The organism is Methylophaga sp. F-2 (assembly GCF_056859315.1).
Genome location: NZ_JBSXOF010000021.1, coordinates 14,867 through 35,034, shown reverse-complemented (window position 1 = coordinate 35,034; position 20,168 = coordinate 14,867). Strand labels below are relative to the sequence as shown.

The window sequence follows — 20,168 nt, the reverse complement described above, 5'->3', positions numbered from 1 at the left end:
ATGCCTCAATATCGTTCAAGAACATCTACTGCCGGCAGAAATATGGCTGGTGCACGCGCCTTGTGGCGGGCTACAGGAATGAAAGATGATGATTTCAACAAGCCTATCATCGCCGTGGCTAACTCGTTTACGCAATTTGTTCCAGGACATGTTCACTTAAAAGATCTGGGTCAACTGGTTGCGCGCGAAATTGAAAAAGCGGGCGGTGTTGCGAAAGAATTTAATACCATTGCCGTTGATGACGGTATCGCCATGGGGCATGGTGGCATGTTGTACAGTTTGCCATCGCGCGACATTATCGCTGACTCTGTTGAGTATATGGTTAACGCGCACTGTGCGGATGCGATTGTCTGTATTTCAAATTGCGACAAAATCACACCTGGGATGTTAATGGCCGCCATGAGGCTGAATATTCCGGTTATTTTTGTTTCAGGTGGCCCGATGGAAGCCGGTAAAACAAAATTGGCCGGCAAAGACGTCAAACTGGATCTGGTTGATGCCATGGTTCAAGCGGCGGATGAGCATGTCAGTGATGCTGATGTTGAGCAGGTTGAGCGTAGCGCCTGTCCGACATGTGGTTCATGTTCAGGTATGTTCACGGCAAACTCAATGAACTGTCTGACAGAAGCCTTAGGGTTGTCTTTACCTGGGAATGGCTCTTTATTAGCGACCCATGCAGATCGGGAAGAACTGTTTCTGGAAGCAGGTCGTCGTATTGTCGATTTAGCAAAACGTTATTATGAAAATGACGAAGTTGACGTACTGCCACGTTCGATTGCAACTAAAGCCGCGTTTGAAAATGCCATTGCTCTGGATATCGCGATGGGTGGTTCGACCAATACCGTACTGCATTTATTAGCTGCGGCGAATGAAGCGAAAGTCGATTTCACCATGGCAGATATTGACCGCATGTCTCGTAAAATCCCGAATTTATGTAAAGTCGCACCCGCTACTAATAAATACCATATGGAAGATGTACATCGTGCTGGTGGTGTCATTTCAATTCTTGGTGAATTAGCCGCTGGTGGTTTGTTACATACTGATATACCCACCGTTCACAGCAAAACCATGGGTGAAGGCTTAAAACAATGGGATGTAAAACGTAGCCAATATGAGCCTGCATTGACACGCTATCTTGCTGGTCCCGCAGGTATTCCAACTCAACAAGCCTTTAGTCAGAATTGTCGTTGGCCCGAGCTGGATTTAGATCGTGAAAATGGCTGTATTCGTGATATTGAACATGCTTACAGTCAGGACGGTGGCCTTGCGGTGTTATATGGCAACTTGGCTGAAGATGGCTGTATTGTGAAAACGGCAGGTGTGGATGAATCTATCCTGACCTTTTCCGGCCCAGCCCGTATTTTTGAATCTCAAGACGAGTCTGTAGCGGCTATCTTAAGGGGAGATATCAAAGAAGGTGATGTTGTCCTTATCCGTTATGAAGGTCCGAAAGGTGGGCCAGGCATGCAGGAAATGTTGTACCCAACCAGTTATCTGAAGTCAAAAGGCTTGGGTAAAGCCTGTGCTTTGTTAACCGATGGTCGCTTCTCTGGTGGTACATCGGGTTTGTCTATTGGTCACGCCTCACCTGAAGCAGCGGAAGGCGGTAATATTGGCTTAGTTGAAGAAGGCGATATCATTCATATTGATATTCCTAATCGTAAGATCAATGTTGAATTAAGTGACGAAGAATTGGCTCATCGTCGTGCAGCCATGGAAGCAAAAGGCGATGATGCCTGGAAACCTGTTGGCCGTGAACGTGAAGTGAGTTTAGCGCTGCAAGCCTATGCAGCATTAACGACTTCGGCGGCGAAAGGCGCTGTTCGGGATGTGGAACAACTCAAGCGTCGCTAGAAAATAAAAAAAGCCCGGTTCGACCGGGCTTTTTTTATATCTGTTGTGCGTAAAGCTTTTGGTACAAACCATCCTGATTAATTAGTGAATCATGGCTGCCTTCAGCAATAATTTCGCCACCATCAAACACAATAATCCGATCGGCCTGTTTTACGGCACTCAGGCGGTGAGCAATAATGATGGTAGTACGATTTTGCAGATAGTTTTCTAAGGCATTATGTAACTGGTATTCGGTCTCACTATCTAAAGCCGATGTGGCTTCATCGAGCACGACAACGCTGGGGTTCACTAATGCCATGCGGGCAATCGCCAGACGCTGACGTTGACCACCGGATAACTTCACGCCATCACGACCTATGATGGTATCTAGTTGCTGAGGGAGATCCTGAATCACCGTTTCTATCTGAGCAATTCGAATGGCTTCCCAGATAGCTTCATCTTTATAAACACGGCCCATGGTTATATTTTGACGAACGGTATCATTAAATAAAGCGGGGCTTTGCAGTACAGTCGAGACGTGCTCCCGAACGGTATCTAAACCGATCTTACTGACAGGCACATCATTAAAAAATACCATGCCTTCATCAGCGGGATATAAACCCAGTAAGACATTCACCAGTGTTGATTTCCCTGCACCGCTGGCGCCGACTAAGGCGACCTTTTCACCGGCGTTGATATTCAGCGACACGCCACTGAGGACTTTATTATTATCCCCGTATTTAAAGTGTAAGTTTTCAATGCGAATGCTACTCGGTTGCCCATTCACAAAAGGATTAATCTCTGTTTTGTAACGAACTTCTTCATGCATACTGAATAAACTATTAAGGCGAGAGACTGCAGCACTGGCTGAGTAAAAGGAATACTGAATATTCAGTATTTCCTGCACTGGCCCCATCATAAACCACAGATAACCAAATACCGCGAACATCTCACCAATACTTAAATTAGAGAAAACCACCATAAACATGCTGACAGTTCTAAACACATCAAAGCCAAACAGAAATATCACAAAGGAAAAACGGTTTGCCGCATCACTTTTCCAGGCAAACTCAGAAGCATGATTTCTGACTTGCCGAGCATTATCGATAACACGCAGCAGATAATGTTTTTCACGGTTAGCGGTACGTATTTGCTGAATACCATCCAGTGTTTCAGTCAGGCTCTGTTGGAAAATTTCAAAGGCGGCATTTTCTTTCTTTTTAAGCTCTTTGACATGTTTACCGACCACCATAGTGAAATAAATCACTAATGGATTCATAAACAAAATCAGTAAGGCCAGTTGCCAGTGCAAAAACAGCAATATGACTGCGGTGCCGATAATACTCAGTGTTGCCACAATAAACCGACTGATGGTGTTACCAATAAAGTTATCAATCACTTCAATATCGGTTACAAAATGTGATGCGATACCGGCGCTACCGCGCGTTTCATATTCACTTATGGCAATTCTGCCCAGTCGTTTAATGAGTTTTTGTCGAATGCGGAACGTAATTCGTTTGGCAATAAGCGTGAAATAACGTGATTGAGCGACGTTTAAAATAACCGACGCCACACGCAATACTAAAGTGAATAACAACACCGCTAGAATATACAGTACCGGACCATGCCAGTTATCCGGGGTAAATTGTTGAATAAATGCGACAGTTGAGCCGGGTTGCTTGAGCAACACTTCATCGACCATCAGCGGCAACAATAAGGGGACTGGCACGGCACAGAGTGTCGCCAGTAAAGCAATGATATTGGCTTTAACTAGATGCTTTTTATACAAAAGGGCTTGTTTAAGGATGCTACTCAGCTCATAGCTGTTTTTATCAATCATAGATAATCATTAAAATTAGAACGTTACTTTAAGGTTGGTGTCAGTCATTGAGAAAATCAAACCTCAATGGTGTGACCATTATGAGTGCCAATTTTTCCGTGGGTATGGCATATAGAAGATTATTTTACCCTGATTTAGTGATAAACAAGCTAATAAGCAGTATTCGTGTTTGGCTCATGCATACTGGGTGAATATGCCTTGCTAGGTGTACGATAGGATTTTGAGGAGTGGATATGTCTGATATAAGCATGCCGGGAGAGCAGGCTCAAGAATTACTAGAAACGCTGTCCGACTGGGGTACGATGGTGACGATTATCATTCATGCTGGCAGTGTGTTTGAATTCAAAGGTCCGTTTCCCAAGGGCAAAGTCGCTGAAGGTTTTTATAATTTAAGTGGGCCTGTGCCCGGTTTGCACGGTCATTTAAACCTTAAACAAGTGAAGCAGATTCGCTTTCAGGATAAACCGCATAGAGGACGCGAAAGCTATGCCTTCGTTTTTGAAAATGCGGATGATGAGGTGATCTTTAAGGTCTTTCTGGGCAGGGATGAAAAAGGTGAGTTGTTAGCGGAACAAAAGCAACGTTTTTTGGCTATGCAACAACACTATCAGTGAGAATGAATTATGAACAATAAAGGCTTAGAAGCTCAAATCAGCCAGGAAATTATGGCGATGGTAAATAGTCGTAAAAGCTTGCTGCTGTCATCATTAACTGAAGAAAACGAACCTTATGCTTCCTATGCACCATTTGCGGTGGGAGAAGATTGTTTATATGTATTAATCAGTGAAATCGCGGTTCACGCTAAAAACTTGCAGCATCACCCCAGAGCTTCAGTATTAATTATTGAGGATGAAGACTCTGCTGCGGAGTTATTTGCTCGTCTTCGTGTTCAGTACAATGTGACCACAGAACTATTGCCAATTGACTCTGCTGACTGGGATGTCGGTATTCAGTGTTTAACCGATCGTCATGGCGATCGCATACAAAACTTAAGTCAATTGAGTGACTTTAAGTTATTCAAACTAAACCCTATCGGTGGCCGTTATGTGAAAGGCTTTGGTAAGGCGTATCAGATTGATGGTGGCTCTTTAGCTGGAGAAGGCTTGTCTCATCTGAGAGATGGACACAAAAAGCGTGCTTAATTGACTGGTTATATGAAGCAAAAAAAGGACGCTCGATGCGTCCTTTTTTTATTGACGAGATAATAAACTGTTATCAGAGGCTGCCCCAGCTATCCTTTTTACGAACTTTTAGTCGCGGTAGGATGATGCCTAACAAGATACCTGCAAATAAAACAGCGGCGCCAATAAGGAACCAGCTTCGGGTACTGTTATCTTTTAAGGCATTGTTTTCGATAACTAATGACTGGTTCTCATGATCAATTTCTTGCAGCTTTTCTTTTAGCTGTCGGTTTTCATTATCTAAAGCCACAGCATTTGATGCGGTACGACGGAGGTCGTCCAGTTCTTTGCTCAAACGTTGTGACTTTTCTTTCAACGACATGTTTTGTGTATCAACGTCGGAGTTTTGATTACTGAGTGATGAAATTTCTTCTTTGTATTTAGCGATTTCAAGTTCTAAATTGGCCACACGCTTTTGACTGGCTTCAAGTTGGTCACGAGCACTCGGTGTGTTGGTCAGATAACGGGTTAACACCCAGCCTTCAACGCCATCTGTCGTTCTGACTTTTGAATAACCTGCTGGATCCGTTTCCAGTACTTCGAGTCGTGTACCAGACTCGAGCATTTTACGGATATTGAACTTCACGCCTTGACCATTCCGCATGGTGATTTCGAGCTTATCAGATACATAACGTGTGGTTTGAGCTTGAGCAAGGACGGGAGTCAACAGTGCCGCTGAGATGAGGATGTGTGCGATCAGTTTTTTCACAATGGACGTCTTTATTCTTTGATAAACAGGCATTTTAACAGAAGCGATGCTGTTCGCTTCAAGTCTGAATTAGGAATTAACAATAAATCAGAATGTTATGTTGCCGTAACGGCGTTGTCATATTGGTTTGTTAAGGTCGGCCTGCTATAAAGAAAGGGTTAGAAATGGAAAAGATTAGAGTCATGTTTTTGTGTACTGGCAATTCGTGTCGTTCACAAATGGCTGAGGGTTGGGCAAGAGCTTTGGCCAGCGAAGAAATTGAAATTAAATCGGCTGGTATTGAAGCACATGGACAAAACCAACGTGCCATCAAAATTATGTCTGAAGTCGGCATTGATATTTCTCAGCAGGAATCAATTCGTGTGAATGGTGAAATGCTGGAATGGGCAGATTTGTTAGTCACACTATGTGATAACGCTGAAGAGCAGTGCCCTCTACTCAGCCCGCATACAGTTAAGGTGCATCTGCCTTTGCCTGATCCGGCCAAGCTGCGGGGTAGTGAAGAGGAAGTGATGGCCATCTTCCGCGAAACACGTGAGAAAGTTCGTCAGCGTGTCGAGTTTGTACTCGAACAGGTTGCTTACGAAGCGGCAGTTTAAGCCGTTTATTTCTCCGTGACCAAGCGTATCTTCGGTTTCTGATTAATCATATTTTTTTCTGTCGCTTCTAGCTGATAGAGGCTGTTTCCAGCTATTCGTTTAGCCATTGATTTTGCCTTACTGGCGTATTCGGTCAGATCAATCTCTGCCTGGATATTCGGAAAGTCTAAAATGCGCACAGCACCTATAGATAAGCTAAGCAGTGAATAAAAGGTTTCATTGCCATGGCGATCAACCGCATTGATGCCTGCTTGTTGCAGATGACGCAAATTGTATAGCTGTGGGTAAAGTGCCTCAAATGCTTCCAGAATCTTTTGGCAACGCTGTCGCCAGTCTTTACTTTCAAACAAGATGATAAAATCATCGCCACCCACATGCCCGACAAAGTCGATTTCCTGGTCGACATGTTCAGTTAACGTTTTAGCTGTGAGGCTAATCACCTTATCGCCTTTACCGTAACCATAAATGTCGTTGTAGGGTTTGAAGTTATCCAAGTCAAAATAGCAGACAGTGACATCCCGATTTTGCTCGATAATCTCACGGGTATGCTCACTTAATGGCACATTTCCTGGTAGACCACTCAGCGGGTTGGCATGGCGAGCCATGGTGATTTGCATATCGGTAATCTGACGTAGCAAGTCCATTAAACTACCTACACCGCGATAACGACCTTGCTCAGTAATGACGAACGCACTGTGCTGGTGATGTGCTTCCTGGCTGGTGATTTGATAACTAAGTTTTTTCAATGGCAGCTCAGTTTCAACGACGATGGGATTTTTATCCATAAAGTCTTTTATGGGTTTTCTTCCGTACAGTTCACGACCAAAACGGCTGGCGTAAAGTGTCATAAAATCATCGCGCCACATGATACCCACGACACGATTATTATCATCAACAACCGGCAACGCATTCAGTTTTAACGCTTTCTGAAAACGATCAGAAATGTGCTCAATGGTATCGTTATGTCTGACCGGATCTAAATCTGTCAGCAAGCTGCTAACAAGGGTATTCGCTCTTGGACGACCTGTTCGTTGTATCGTTGTTTCTTTGCGTTGGGCAAACAGACTGTTATCGAGTTCTTTCTGTGGATTGCGATTAGGGCGGCCAAAGTAATAGCCTTGTACAAAGCGCATATCCAGACTTTGTGCGGTGATATATTCCTGACGAACTTCAATGCCTTCACCAATCACCTGGCAGCCGATACTTTGAGCAATATCAATCATGGACTGCACAAATTGGCGCTTTTGCCGATCTTCATGAATATTCTGCATAAAGTGGCGGTCCAGTTTGACAAAATCAGGCTTGAGTTCAGACCAGGTGCGTAAGCCAGAATAGCCCGCGCCCAAATCATCTATGGCAATAGAAAAGCCCATATCACGATAGTGTTCGGTGGCTGCTCGCATTAACTCATAATCATCAATTGGATATTGTTCTGTTAATTCAATAATGACTTGCTGTGCTGATAGCCCGGCTTCTTCAACATATTGCAGCGTTAAGCCGTGTGGGTAATCACTATTTAAAATGGCGACCGGGGTCGTATTGATGAAAAGTTTTTCTTTGAGACCGAGTTGGCCATAGCGTTTGATGGCCGTTTCTCGGCAAAGTAAATCCAGTTCAGCCAGACAATCATGTTTAAGGGCTGTATCAAACAAGGTTAGAGGTGAATGCAATGGACCATCAGACGGGCCCCTGATAAGTGCCTCATAACCAAAAATCTGTTGGTTGTGTAGCGAGATAATAGGTTGAAACAGCGCTGTCAGACGTCCTTGACTGAGAATTTCCTGTAATGAATGGTAGTGGTGCAGTTCTTCTTGAGTCATCGTCTTCTCTCTTTCGCTATTATCTCCTAATCAGAAAAAAGCCCCACCCTGGGGTGAGGCTTTTATCAGTGCTTTCCAGTGTTAAGACCTACCAGAATGCTTGCGCACGGAATTTAAGTGCAGATGGTTCTGCATCTGAACTTGCGCCATCGACAGTCAGATCGGTAACTTTGTCGTAGTTCAGCATTAAACGAATATTTTTACGTGGAATGTAGTTCACACCCAATGTAAATTTATCTGCTTCGTCTTCAGTTTGTACACTTCCGCCGACTAAACCTTCGGTTTCAATGTTTTCAAAGCGAGCAACTAACTGCCACGCACCATATGGAGATTTAGGTGAAACGCCAGAGTTATAACCTTTTTTCCACTTGTAAGATTCACCCGTCAGGAAGTAACCAGCTTCAACTGAATAGCCAGTGAATTCTTGATCTGAGTTTGAGTTACTTTCAGCTGTGTAGTCTACGTATTCAGCTAAAGCGTGGAATGGACCGTAGATACCTAAAACATCAGCTGTGAATGCTTTTGAGCCATCATAATCTGCTACAGAAGTGTCAATTGGACGCTCTGAAGTAATGTGGCTAACAGCACGTTGACGGTAGCGGAATGAACCATCACCGTTACCACGGTTCAAATAACCCAAACCAACTTGTAACATGTGTTTGCTGTCTTGCATAAATGGTACGAATGAACCGCGAACTGCCCATGTATCTGCATCATCTACATCAGTTTCACCACCGTCGATTTCACCGCTTGTTAAAGATGATGCTAATAACCAACGATAATCTTTGTCATTCAACTGGAATGCAACACCACTCTCACGAGCAGGTGATAAAGCTGAATCAGCATAGAATGGGCGATCAATAAAGCTCATGTATTTAGAGCTAGCTTTAGTGTTATAACCAAAAGCTATGTGAGATTGACCAAGTTTTACACCCCATTTGGTGCTGTCGTTTAGTTTGTTGCCGTAACCAACATAAGCATCTTTAATTGATGCATCACCGCCAGCAAAGTCAGCTTCAAATTTGTAGCTCCAGTCATAAATCGAACCTTGGAAACCCAAACGTGCACGACGTAATTCAGTTCCTCGACCTTCGTTATCACCTACACCTGCAGTACCGTCGTATAAACCATCATTGTCTACAGAGATGGCATCCCACATCACACGACCGATAGGTTGGAATTCCCAGTTACCTTCTCTGTCTGCAACAACTAACTTGCCATCAGTGGTAATTTTTGGCATATCTGCAGTTGCTTCAGCGACTTGTTTTTTCACTTCAGCTTGAGCAGCTTCAGTTTTTTCTTGATCAGCTGCTGCAGCGTTTTTCAGCATGTTGTAGTCTTCTGCACTGATGGTGCCTTTGTCACGAAGGACTTTTAACAGGTCAGCCATCGCTTCGTTGTTTGCCTGAGCAGGCAACATTGCTGCACCAAACAAGGTACCGGCAATTAATAAAGATGTTGTTTTCAATTTCAAGGGACTATCCTCTAGGTTGGTTTATCAATTCGGTAAGAGCCGAAGTCCCGCACACCTTAGGCTTGTTATGTTTCAGCATGATGAAGAAAACGTTACAGTTTTGTGACATTGATACAAAAGCTGACTTTTGTTGTATTTAAGCGACAATGGCGATCAGGCCTTGAAATAAGGAAAACCGCACCAATATCCATCTATATGACTATGCCTTTGGACGTCCTATGTTTCGAATTTTATTACTGATTTTTTTAATTATCCCCATCGTTGAAATCTATGTGTTGATACAGGTTGGCGATGTGATTGGTGCATTACCGACTATATTTATGGTGGTGGCCACCGCTGTTCTAGGTGCGTTTTTACTTCGTTTACAAGGTTTTCAAACATTACAACGAGCACAAAGCTCCATGGCCAGCGGCCAAATTCCTGCCACAGAGATGTTGGAAGGGGTGTGCTTGGTTATCGCTGGGGCGATGTTACTAACCCCCGGGTTTGTCACCGATACCTTTGGTTTTTTGCTACTAGTGCCAGCCGTCAGGCAGAGTGTGATTAAACAATTAGCCAAGAATAGTCGTATTTTTTACACACAAAAGCGTGGTGATGCTTTTTCACAACAACGCTATCGATCAGATTATCGTGAAGGTGATGTGATTGATGGGGAAGTGGTCGATGACGATGATAAACATCATCTTCGATAAAAATTTTTAAATTTTTTTGCTTAGCCCCCTTGAAAGCGGGTTTTGTAACCCCATTCTATGAGTTCCCTACAATTTAAGTTAGTCATTAATAGACATTTTTTCGGAGGAAATACAGATGAATCTTCGTCCCCTTCATGATCGTGTGATTGTTCGTCGCATGGAAGAAGAAACAATGAGCGCTGGCGGTATCGTTATCCCTGATAACGCCGCAGAAAAACCATCTCGCGGTGAAATTCTTGCTGCAGGTGATGGCAAGGTTACAGATTCAGGCGAAGTTCGCCCTTTGGCGGTAAAAGTGGGTGACAAAGTACTGTTTGGCAAATATGCCGGTACTGAAGTTAAGGTTGACGGTGAAGAACTGTTAGTCATGCGTGAAGATGACATTGTTGCTGTTATCGAAGGCTAATCCCTGGATTCATTTGCTTTATTAAAGAATAAGAGGAATAACTACAATGGCTGCTAAAGAAGTCAAATTTGGTGCAGACGCACGTCAGTTAATGGTTAAAGGTGTGAATACACTGGCTAACGCAGTAAAAGTCACACTGGGACCAAAAGGTCGCAACGTTGTTTTAGATAAAAGCTTCGGCGCACCTACCGTCACGAAAGACGGTGTTTCAGTCGCGAAAGAAATCGAACTGGAAAACAAATACGAAAACATGGGTGCCCAAATGGTAAAAGAAGTGGCTTCGCACACTTCTGATGCTGCTGGTGACGGTACAACTACAGCGACAGTTCTAGCACAAGCTATTCTGCGTGAAGGTATGAAAGCCGTTACTGCTGGTATGAACCCCATGGATCTGAAACGTGGTATCGACAAAGCAGTTCAATCTGCGGTTGAACAACTGCGTACCATGTCATCACCATGTGATGATGATAAAGCGATCGCTCAAGTCGGTACTATTTCAGCTAACTCTGATGCTTCAATTGGTAAAATTATTGCTGAAGCGATGCAGAAAGTGGGTAAAGAAGGTGTTATCACCGTTGAAGACGGTAGCGGCTTTGAAAACGAATTAGACGTCGTTGAAGGTATGCAGTTTGATCGTGGTTATCAGTCTCCATACTTTGTTAACGACCAACAAACTATGACAGCAGAACTGGAAGATCCGTACGTGCTGTTATTCGACAAAAAAATCTCAAACATCCGTGATTTGCTGCCAGCTCTGGAGCAAGTGGCTAAATCAAGCCGTCCATTGCTGATCGTCTCTGAAGACGTGGAAGGTGAAGCACTAGCAACACTGGTTGTGAACAATATGCGCGGTATCGTGAAAGTCTGTGCGGTTAAAGCCCCTGGCTTTGGTGACCGTCGTAAAGCGATGTTAGAAGATATTGCTGTTCTGACTGGTGGTACTGTGATTTCTGAAGAAGTCGGTCTGAGCCTGGAAAAAGTGACTTTAGATCACTTAGGTCAAGCGAAGAAAATCACTGTCAGCAAAGAAAACACAACTATCGTTGATGGTGCTGGCCGTGCAGATGAAATCCAAGCACGTGTTGAACAAATTCGTACACAAATCGCTGAATCTTCTTCTGACTACGACAAAGAAAAACTGCAAGAACGTGTGGCTAAATTAGCTGGCGGTGTTGCGGTTATCCGTGTCGGTGCGGCTACCGAAATGGAAATGAAAGAGAAAAAAGCACGCGTTGAAGATGCGTTGCATGCAACTCGCGCCGCAGTTGAAGAAGGCGTTGTTGCAGGTGGTGGTGTTGCTCTGGTTCGTGCAGAAGGTTCTCTGGGTGAACTGCGTGGTGACAATCATGATCAAGACATGGGTATCAAAATTGCTCGTCGTGCAATGGAAGAACCTTTACGCCAAATCGCTACAAATGCGGGTGCTGAAGCCTCTGTTATCCTGAACGAAGTCGCTGCAGGCAAAGGTAACTTCGGTTACAACGCGGCTACAGGCGAATACGGCGATATGATCGATATGGGTATTCTTGACCCAACCAAAGTGACTCGTACTGCACTGCAAAATGCAGGTTCTGTTGCTGGTCTGATGCTGACAACAGAAGCGATGATTGCTGAACTGCCGAAAGATGATGCACCTTCAATGCCTGATATGGGCGGAATGGGTGGCATGGGCGGCATGATGTAATCATCCCTCAGCCTTTAAAGCTAAAAAAAGCCCCGGCCAGTTGGTCGGGGCTTTTTTGTTTAGGCAATTTCAGATGTGCAATGTGGGCAACGGGTTGCTTTGATTAGAATGGTTGAAAAACATTTCGGACATTCTTTATTGGTGGCTTCTTTAGGGGCTGGTTCCGCTTCTTTTTCACGTTGTAGTTTATTGACTGAGCGGATTAATAAGAACACAGCAAAAGCCACGATCAGAAAGCTAATCACCGCATTAATAAAGACACCATAACTGATCACCACGGCGCCGGCTTCTTGAGCATTAGCGAGGGTGGCATATGGTCCCGCTACAGTTCCTTCTTTCAAGGTAACGAATAAGTCTGAAAAGTCGACACCTCCGAGTAACAGGCCGATAGGTGGCATGATAACGTCAGCAACCAGACTTTTGACAATCGTGCCAAACGCACCACCGATAATAATACCCACAGCCATATCTAGCACATTGCCACGCATTGCAAATTCTTTGAATTCTTTCAACATCCTTTTTATTCCTCTTGTTATTTTTTCGCTGAAAATTAGGGAGCAGAGCCACTCGATTAAACATGGCGTCTCTGTGCGATATTAGCCATCGCTATTTTGACTGTCTAGCTTTAGTTGGCGCATGAATATTGTGTGCGATTTTGTCTGCGTCACCAAACCGTGGTTGTTATTAAGTGATGTACGTATAATTCAGGTCTTTATGGTCTCTTACCAGAGTTAAAAGGGAATTCTTAACCGAAGCTGTCCCCGCAACTGTATACGTGAAGTTTCCGACAACGATGATGTAAAACCACTGAAATTAGTCGATTTCGGGAAGGTGAGTCGGAAACGTTGAAGCGTGAGCCAGGATATCTGCCATAAAAACGTTGTTATCCGATGGCCGGGGTGTGCAGTTGGAGCGGGAAACCGTTTAATGGCGAATCATCTTTGAGTTGTTAAGCGGTGTGTGGGTTTCCGGCATGGTTTGATAGCTCAGTGTTTTTATATATTGATGGAAAGCGCTGTGTATAACCGAATTGTTCTCTGTTTAGTCCTGTTTCTTTTCTCTGCATCAGCATTCGCTGAGCAACTCTTACTGATTGTGACGCCAAGGAATGTACCGGAAGTGGTATCAGGTGCACATGAATTTTTAAAAGACACATCGCAACAGCCCGTCTCTGTACAAATACGTACAACAGAGCAGTGGCAAGATTTATCCACACAAAAGCAATCACAGTTATTGCAGCAGTCAGATTTAGTGTTTGCTGGCGGTGTGTTTGGCGAAACCGCCAATCAACTGGTGGAATATAGCAAAAAAGGTTTGTTAAATAATCTTATTGCTTTGCATAGTGATCAACGTCTGGTGATGGCCTCAAGTCTTGATGGCAAAGCATTATTAGCCGGGCCGCCTGATAAGTTGATGCAACATCCTGATCCCAGCTTATCAACTGAACAATGGATGGCATCGCTATTACAGCAACATCCTGAACAGCAAGCCTGGCTGATCACGCGCTTCTTCTGGTTAGGAAGAAACAGTGAAAATATGCAGGGTTTAATTAATCATCTGCATCATATCGTTCGACATGAAGATACGATTCAGCGTCCGCAATTAGCTGCACAGCTCAGGCTTTATCATCAAGGTAAAATCACCTTACCAGAGCAGTTTGAGTTTTCAGCAAAACCTTCATGGGTGGTATTGCTCGATTATGAAACCGGGGAACGACCCGGAGAAAAGGCTTTGCTGGATGCAGTTTGTGAAAACATAGCTGATGAAAAGACCGGGTGTGTGTCAGTGCTTACTGCCTGGGGGGATGCCAGTTTATCTGCGATTAAGCTACTGACAGAACATAAATCACAGATCAGCTCGATAGTATCATTACAAGACTTTGTAATAGGTGGCTCTGAACATAGGCAAGCGGTCACTGATGAGTTAAAAGAACTGGATGTGCCAGTTATCAAAGCGATGCGTTTAAGTGACAGTACTCGTGCCGACTGGGAACTGTCTGAAGCTGGGATTAGCTGGGATTCAGTGCATTACCGGGTCGCTATGCCTGAGTTGCAGGGACTTTCTCAACCGATGGTCGTCGCGACGATGACACCTGCTGAGGTCGATAAGCTCACCGGTGCCAGACTCGCTTTTTCTGAGCCAGTTGCTTCACAAGTGAGCTTATTGTCACAGCGTCTAAAACGCTGGCAACAACTGCAGAATAAAGCGAATCAGGATAAAAAAGTCGCCATCATTTATTACAACCATCCGCCGGGGCGTCACAATATCGGGGCGGATAATTTAAATGTGGTGGAGTCTTTATTCGATATTTTGCATTCACTCAACAATAGTGGCTACAACACGGGTGAACTGCCAAAAACATCAGCGGAGTTATTAGACTTATTACAACAGCGTGGTGTGAACCTGCCAGAAGATCATGAAGCACTGGCCGCCATGTCATCCGTCGTGAATACTGTTGACAACCAAACTTATCTGTCCTGGTTTCATACCTTACCGGAGTCACTACAGCAGGAAATGATCAATGGACCGCTGGGTTTATTGCACGCCAATTTAAAACAAGCGAAAGCGTTAAAAGATCCCAGTATTGCAAAACACTTATTAGCCAGAGTGATGGAAGATATCCGCCATGTGGTGGATGGGGCAGATCATGCTGGTCGGGATCGTGTTTTGCAATTACTCACTCAACTCCAGATCCTTTATCAGCAACCTTCAGACGAGATGGATTGGCAGCAGGCTGAGCAATTAATTACGGCGATTAGTCAGCAGTGGATTGAAGGTGTACGAGGCTGGGGAGAAGCACCGGGTAATGTGATGGTGTTTGATCATAAAATCCTGATTCCCGGTATTCAATTTGGCAATATTTTTGTTGGGCCTCAACCGCCAAGAGGCTGGGAGCTGAATGAAGAGTTATTACATGCGAACTTATCATTTCCACCGCCACATCAGTATATGGCCTTTTACCAATGGCTAAGAAATGAGTTTCATGCCGATGCTTTAGTGCATTTAGGCCGACATTCCACTTACGAGTTTCTACCGCGACATCGTGTGGGTATGGCGGAAAATGATTATCCACAAGCGATTCTGGCTGATTTACCCAGTATTTATCCATACATTGTGGACGGGGTTGGCGAGGGCATTCAGGCGAAACGTCGTGGTTTAGCCGTGATGATTGATCACCTTACCCCACCTTTGGCAAGTACGGAGCTATATGACCAATTATTGGCGCTTCGTCAGGTGGTTGAAAGTTATGAGTCGGCGCCTGTGAATGCCGGTGCAATGCGTGACCGTGCAATTGATGAAATGAAACGTTTGGTTACCGAGTTGAATTTGGAAGATGAGCTGACAGCTAATATGTCAGCTGAACTGGAAGTGCGTGGTTTAAGCTCATTTGAGCAGGTGGATGATGATTTACTGGTGCATGAAATCGGCCATTACCTGACCACACTACAAGAAGATTTCATGCCGTTAGGTTTGCATGTTTTTGGTCGTGAGTGGTCTGAAAAAGCCATTCAAACCATGCTGACGTCGATGAATAATGGCAAACAAACCACGGAAAACTGGGAACCACTGTTACGGGAATCTCCGGCGGCAGAAATGTCGGCTTTACTGGCTGCGCTGGACGGCCATTTTGTCGAGCCCGGTAAAGGGAATGATCCGATTCGCACACCATCGGCTTTACCTACGGGGCGTAATTTCTATGCCCTGGATGATAGTTTGATTCCATCTCGGTTAGGCTACAAAGTGGGCATTGCTTTAGCTGAAAAAGCCCGTGCTGAGTCGCCAGCTAATGCTAAACAGGACAGTGATGCTTTAGTGTTATGGGCCTCGGATGTGGTGCGTGATGAAGGCGCGATGATCGCCTTTGCCTACGATATGTTAGGTGTAAAACCGACCTGGAATAGCCGTGGGATTTTTAGCGGATTAGAGCGTTTAGATCTGAGCTCTACAGACTCTACTTCAAACCCGCCGCGTATTCGTCGGGATATGTTACTGACCACATCGGGTTTATTTCGTGATTTGTATGGTTCGCAGTTAGTGTGGTTGGAGCAGGCAGTCTTAATGGCTTTGGATGCCTCTTCGGGACTGATTCGCCATGATTATCCTGCTTTAACATTATCTTTAGATGCTGCCCTGGAACGTTTGCAGGTAAAAGAAAAGCCGGGTTTCGAATCTTTGGAGCAGAATCAAGTAGCCGCTCGTTGGGTGGCAGATGCCAGTGCGGCATTACGAGCGGGGATATCTGAACAAGAAGCCGGGTTGACAGCGAGTTACCGTATTTTTGGCGCACCTCCCGGCGCGTATGGCGCGGGAGTGAATCGTTTGGTGGAGCGTTCAGGCGCTTGGGAAAATCGTGAACAAGTCGCGGAAACGTATATTCATCGCATGGGCCATGCTTATGGCGCAGAGCTGGACGGCGAGGCACAGCAGGCCCTGTTTCAACAGCGGTTAAAACATGTCGGCCAAACCTATTTGGGGCGAGGCAGCAATTTGTATGGCGTCATGGATAACAATGATGCCTTTGATTATCTGGGGGGACTGAGTTTAGCCATTGAAACCAGCCGTGGTCAGGCGCCGAATAATTATATTCTGGCACATAGTGATAGTAGTGATTTACGGGTCGAGCCCTTACAAAGTGTGTTGTTGAGCGAATTACGAGGCCGCTACTTGAATCCTCAGTGGCTTAAACCTCTGATGAATGAAGGTTATGCTGGCGCGCGTACCATGGGCAGTGAGTTTTTAGAGTATCTATGGGGCTGGCAGGTGACCAATCCCGGTATTGTGAAAAGCTGGGTATGGGATGAAGTCAAACGTGTGTATGTCGATGATGGTCTGGATCTCGGCTTAGATGAGTTCCTTGAACAAGACCACAATGTGCATGTGAAAAGCAATATGCTGGCGATTATGCTGGTCGCGGCATATAAAGGCTTCTGGCAGGCAGATGAGTCAACCTTACACGATCTGGCACAGCAGTTTACCGATCTGATTGCAGCAAATGGCCTGCCGGGAAGTGGTCATACCGCGCCGACACATCCGATGTATGTCTGGTTGAATGATTATTTAGACGCGGAGCACCAACAGCAATTAGCTGAGATGTTAAACGCCGCAAAAATGCCAGAAGCGGATTTGCCTAATGCGCCAAGCCATATTGCTGAGGTCACTGAGCAAACAGCGACTCAGGCTGAGCAACAACAAACAAATTCATCTGAGGAACAACAGCAAGAACAAAACCAGCAACAACGTTTCTGGCTGTATTTGATATTAGGTCTGGTGATGTTATTGGTACTGGTCGGTATCGCAAAAGGGGCGCGTGCACCTGCTTCAAAGGCTAAGGAGTAAGTTATGTTGAGTTCACAGTCGATAGGTGTGATGCATCACTTAGTGGGGTTTTTACTGGAACCGGTCATTTGGGCGCTGATGTTGTTTGCTGCCTTAAGCGTTATAGATATTGGTATTGCACTGGCCGAGCGTTTTTCTGGTTTAAAAAAGTGGCAACAGTCTGGTCAAACTGACGCGTTTGAAACCTTAGCGTTTAAACGTATCGAACGTAGCGACTTTTTAGCGAGAATTGCTCCGATGCTGGGATTGATGGGAACGCTTATTCCTCTTGGCCCCGGCTTATCAGCCTTGGGTAATGGCGAATTAAGTATTTTAACCACCGCGATGAGTGTGGCATTCGATACTACGGTGTTGGGTTTGTTTGTCGGCATTATCGGTTTTGTTTTAGGGCGATTGAGACGACGTTGGTATGACGAGGTGTTGACTTCAATGGAACAGGCTCATGGCTAGACGTTGGCGCAACAGTCGTTTTGATGGCAATGATGATGAGCCATTAGGCCCTATGGCCAATCTACTAGACTTAATGTTGGTGTTTGCCTGCGGCTTGATCGCGGCATTGATTTCAATGAGCAGTCAGTTACAAGACCATTTCCAGTCAGAGAACAGTCAGGCAGATCATGCTTTGACAGAATTACAGTCGATGAAAGAGTTACCGCAGATGCCGGAGGGAATGCAGGGTGGGGCTGATGGATATGAGTCTGTTGGCCAAGTTTATCGCGATCCGAAAACCGGCAAGCTCATTATGATTGGGCAATGAGTTTACTCATACGTTAATGCTGGTTCAGGCATGATAGCTGGAGTACTGTCCATATAAGTGAGATAGCTCGACCAGATTTCATGTGTTCTTATCTCAGTCAGTTTTATCTGACAGCCAAGCGACATGGCAACACGAATAGTGCCGTCCATCCAAATGATGTAAATGCTGTCACAATAAGCTTTTTTATAAGCCTCCCAGGCGGCTTGCCCTGTTTCAATCGCTTCTATGACTTGAGTTTCATCGTGATAACGTTGTTTTGCTGCTGCCAGATAATGTTTCATGATGTCCTGTTTTTGCTGAAGTTCTTCATTAAGACACGCATTAATTTCCAGTGTGGTAAAGGCTGATGCGCAGTCAGTTTCTGTATGAGCAAAAACAGGGAAACTAATGAATAAAGTTAGCAACACGAACAGACGACTTAACATGATTGATCCTTTAAAACTCAGGGCACGTTGGAATCTCACACTGACCGCCAGGCACTGATCGTTGTCCGATAATTTCTTGCAGACTGTCTTTTAAATTGTCATCGTCAGGAGCTATTCTGGTGGCGCAGACGATGGCACGAGTCGCCGCAAACCGGCAATTATTTTTCATTAATGCATAGCTCAGATTATTCCATGCCTGAGCGTTTTCCGGGGCAACTCTTATGGCATTCTCAAAAGCTAATTCAGCTTCCTTGTAATGTCCAGCTTTGAACTCGGCATTACCCAGAGCCATATGAGATAAGGTCTGCTCTGGCCATTGCTGTGTGGCGGTTTTATGTGCCAACAAGGCATTCTTATCTTGCCCTACTTGCATTAGAGCATCGGCTGCACGGGTATAACTAAGAAGATTGGCGGTGACAGGGACTTCAGTGGGTTTTACGAAAACATAGGCCCAGTAGTTGCCTCTTTGCCAGGTACGTTCGAAGGTTTGAAAACTTACCTGATGTCTTTTTTCGGTGCCTGAACGCAAGATAAGTAATTGATTGTCTAATTCATAACCAATAACCACGGCGTAATGCCACACGGGATACCAGTTTAGGCCCAGGTTTTGAAAAACCAATACAGGTCTGCCCGAGTTAACTTCTTCAATGATGGCTTTGATATCAGAATTGAGTTTATATGGCATCAGCTGATAGCTACGTGCCGTTGCTATCATTTCCACCTGTAAGCTGCCTTTTTTCTCAGGTAGATAGACTTTGGCCGTTAAATCCTGAGGAACTACATCAATACCTTCGGACGTTAATATGGTCGCCAGTGCTGCAGGCCCACATTGGTATTCTTCCTGAGGAAAAAAGGCTGTTTCTGTGAGTTCGTGTTGTAGTGGAATGTTAGCAGGTGGTGAATTCAGTAAATCTTTGGTTTGTGGTGCACTGGCACAAGCAGATAAGAAAAGCAGAATAAAAAAAACGCCAGAAAGTCTGGCGTTTTTGAATTCACTAAAAAATGATTGTTTAGTGATTAATATCATGTACAAATCCAAATACGTCGGTTGCACCTAGCATATCAGTAATCACTAAAACGATAAATACAACGAGAATGGCTCCAATAATGCCACTACCAGCAGGCATTTCATCAAAGTTTTTTGCTAATTGTGCCAGTTCCTGATCGCTCATTTGATTGATACGTGCTTTCGCATCATTCAGATCAACGCCCATAGATAATAATTGTTGTTTGACTTCCTGGCGGTCAAGTTGTTTTAACACTTCTTGTTTTGTGATGTCACTTTGAGATTGAGTAATAAGTTGTTGATTATCGATCATTGCTGCATGAACAGGTGCCATGTAGATACTCAAAAAAGCCATGATTGATAAAACCGGAATGACTTTGTTCAAACGTCTAAAAAAATCCATAT

General features: G+C 44.6%; 18 protein-coding genes and 1 riboswitch. Of the genes, 10 read left to right on the top strand and 8 right to left on the bottom strand.

Annotated features, from left to right (window positions below; all coding sequences use genetic code 11):
* Complete coding sequence (gene ilvD / locus AC13DA_RS14790; protein WP_273178404.1) at positions 1-1,854, top strand: dihydroxy-acid dehydratase; 1,854 nt, start codon at positions 1-3, stop codon at positions 1,852-1,854.
* A gap of 34 nt (positions 1,855-1,888) precedes the next feature.
* Here the strand turns inward: ilvD and AC13DA_RS14785 are convergent, their stop codons facing one another.
* The gene (locus AC13DA_RS14785; RefSeq protein ID WP_284452217.1) at positions 1,889-3,673 is read right to left on the bottom strand and encodes an ABC transporter ATP-binding protein; all 1,785 of its coding nucleotides are present in this window, start codon (positions 3,671-3,673) and stop codon (positions 1,889-1,891) included.
* A gap of 233 nt (positions 3,674-3,906) precedes the next feature.
* On the opposite strand from AC13DA_RS14785, the gene hutX reads away from it, so the two are divergent.
* On the top strand, positions 3,907-4,287 hold the full coding sequence (hutX, locus tag AC13DA_RS14780) for a heme utilization cystosolic carrier protein HutX (protein WP_284452218.1): 381 nt from the start codon (positions 3,907-3,909) through the stop codon (positions 4,285-4,287).
* A gap of 9 nt (positions 4,288-4,296) precedes the next feature.
* Positions 4,297-4,815: a HugZ family pyridoxamine 5'-phosphate oxidase gene (locus tag AC13DA_RS14775; RefSeq protein ID WP_284452219.1), complete on the top strand. Its 519-nt coding sequence runs from the start codon at positions 4,297-4,299 to the stop codon at positions 4,813-4,815.
* Positions 4,816-4,888: 73 nt separating this feature from the next.
* Here AC13DA_RS14775 and AC13DA_RS14770 read toward each other — a convergent pair whose 3' ends face one another.
* Positions 4,889-5,563, bottom strand: a complete 675-nt coding sequence (locus AC13DA_RS14770; protein ID WP_284452220.1) for a TIGR04211 family SH3 domain-containing protein — start codon at positions 5,561-5,563, stop codon at positions 4,889-4,891.
* A gap of 164 nt (positions 5,564-5,727) precedes the next feature.
* Between AC13DA_RS14770 and AC13DA_RS14765 the strand changes: the two genes are divergently transcribed.
* Complete coding sequence (locus tag AC13DA_RS14765) at positions 5,728-6,162, top strand: arsenate reductase ArsC (protein WP_284452221.1); 435 nt, start codon at positions 5,728-5,730, stop codon at positions 6,160-6,162.
* Positions 6,163-6,167: 5 nt separating this feature from the next.
* On the opposite strand, the gene AC13DA_RS14760 is transcribed toward AC13DA_RS14765, so the two are convergent.
* Both AC13DA_RS14760 and AC13DA_RS14755 read right to left on the bottom strand, forming a co-directional pair.
* Complete coding sequence (locus tag AC13DA_RS14760; protein WP_284452222.1) at positions 6,168-7,982, bottom strand: GGDEF domain-containing protein; 1,815 nt, start codon at positions 7,980-7,982, stop codon at positions 6,168-6,170.
* Between the two features lie 88 nt (positions 7,983-8,070).
* A complete protein-coding gene (locus AC13DA_RS14755; RefSeq protein WP_273178397.1) occupies positions 8,071-9,456 on the bottom strand; it encodes an OprO/OprP family phosphate-selective porin in 1,386 nt (461 codons plus the stop codon).
* Between the two features lie 218 nt (positions 9,457-9,674).
* Here AC13DA_RS14755 and AC13DA_RS14750 point away from each other — a divergent pair, with 218 nt between their 5' ends.
* The 3 genes from AC13DA_RS14750 (at position 9,675) to groL (ending at position 12,238) form a co-directional block, all read left to right on the top strand.
* A complete protein-coding gene (locus AC13DA_RS14750) occupies positions 9,675-10,148 on the top strand; it encodes an FxsA family protein (protein WP_273178396.1) in 474 nt (157 codons plus the stop codon).
* A gap of 115 nt (positions 10,149-10,263) precedes the next feature.
* The gene (groES, locus tag AC13DA_RS14745) at positions 10,264-10,554 is read left to right on the top strand and encodes a co-chaperone GroES (protein ID WP_007143920.1); all 291 of its coding nucleotides are present in this window, start codon (positions 10,264-10,266) and stop codon (positions 10,552-10,554) included.
* A gap of 46 nt (positions 10,555-10,600) precedes the next feature.
* Positions 10,601-12,238, top strand: coding sequence for a chaperonin GroEL (gene groL / locus AC13DA_RS14740; protein WP_284452224.1), 1,638 nt, complete (start codon positions 10,601-10,603; stop codon positions 12,236-12,238).
* Between the two features lie 59 nt (positions 12,239-12,297).
* Here the strand turns inward: groL and mscL are convergent, their stop codons facing one another.
* Complete coding sequence (gene mscL / locus AC13DA_RS14735) at positions 12,298-12,753, bottom strand: large conductance mechanosensitive channel protein MscL (protein ID WP_273178395.1); 456 nt, start codon at positions 12,751-12,753, stop codon at positions 12,298-12,300.
* A gap of 183 nt (positions 12,754-12,936) precedes the next feature.
* A riboswitch (cobalamin riboswitch) is annotated at positions 12,937-13,126 on the top strand.
* Positions 13,127-13,255: 129 nt separating this feature from the next.
* Between mscL and AC13DA_RS14730 the strand changes: the two genes are divergently transcribed.
* Genes AC13DA_RS14730 through AC13DA_RS14720 form a run of 3 tightly spaced genes read left to right on the top strand, consistent with a single transcriptional unit; the run spans position 13,256 to position 18,332 of the window.
* Positions 13,256-17,575, top strand: coding sequence for a cobaltochelatase subunit CobN (locus AC13DA_RS14730; protein ID WP_284452225.1), 4,320 nt, complete (start codon positions 13,256-13,258; stop codon positions 17,573-17,575).
* 3 nt (positions 17,576-17,578) lie between these two features.
* On the top strand, positions 17,579-18,025 hold the full coding sequence (locus tag AC13DA_RS14725; RefSeq protein WP_273178393.1) for a MotA/TolQ/ExbB proton channel family protein: 447 nt from the start codon (positions 17,579-17,581) through the stop codon (positions 18,023-18,025).
* Positions 18,018-18,332: a DUF2149 domain-containing protein gene (locus tag AC13DA_RS14720; RefSeq protein WP_284452226.1), complete on the top strand. Its 315-nt coding sequence runs from the start codon at positions 18,018-18,020 to the stop codon at positions 18,330-18,332. Before AC13DA_RS14725 ends, AC13DA_RS14720 begins: the two co-directional genes overlap by 8 nt.
* A 2-nt stretch (positions 18,333-18,334) precedes the next feature.
* Here AC13DA_RS14720 and AC13DA_RS14715 read toward each other — a convergent pair whose 3' ends face one another.
* The 3 genes from AC13DA_RS14715 to AC13DA_RS14705 are packed head-to-tail and all read right to left on the bottom strand — an operon-like array spanning position 18,335 to position 20,166.
* Positions 18,335-18,757, bottom strand: coding sequence for a lysozyme inhibitor LprI family protein (locus AC13DA_RS14715; protein WP_284452227.1), 423 nt, complete (start codon positions 18,755-18,757; stop codon positions 18,335-18,337).
* Positions 18,758-18,767: 10 nt separating this feature from the next.
* Positions 18,768-19,784, bottom strand: a complete 1,017-nt coding sequence (locus AC13DA_RS14710) for a PA2778 family cysteine peptidase (protein ID WP_284452228.1) — start codon at positions 19,782-19,784, stop codon at positions 18,768-18,770.
* Positions 19,768-20,166, bottom strand: a complete 399-nt coding sequence (locus AC13DA_RS14705; RefSeq protein WP_284452229.1) for a PA2779 family protein — start codon at positions 20,164-20,166, stop codon at positions 19,768-19,770. Before AC13DA_RS14705 ends, AC13DA_RS14710 begins: the two co-directional genes overlap by 17 nt.
* Positions 20,167-20,168: the final 2 nt, after the last annotated feature.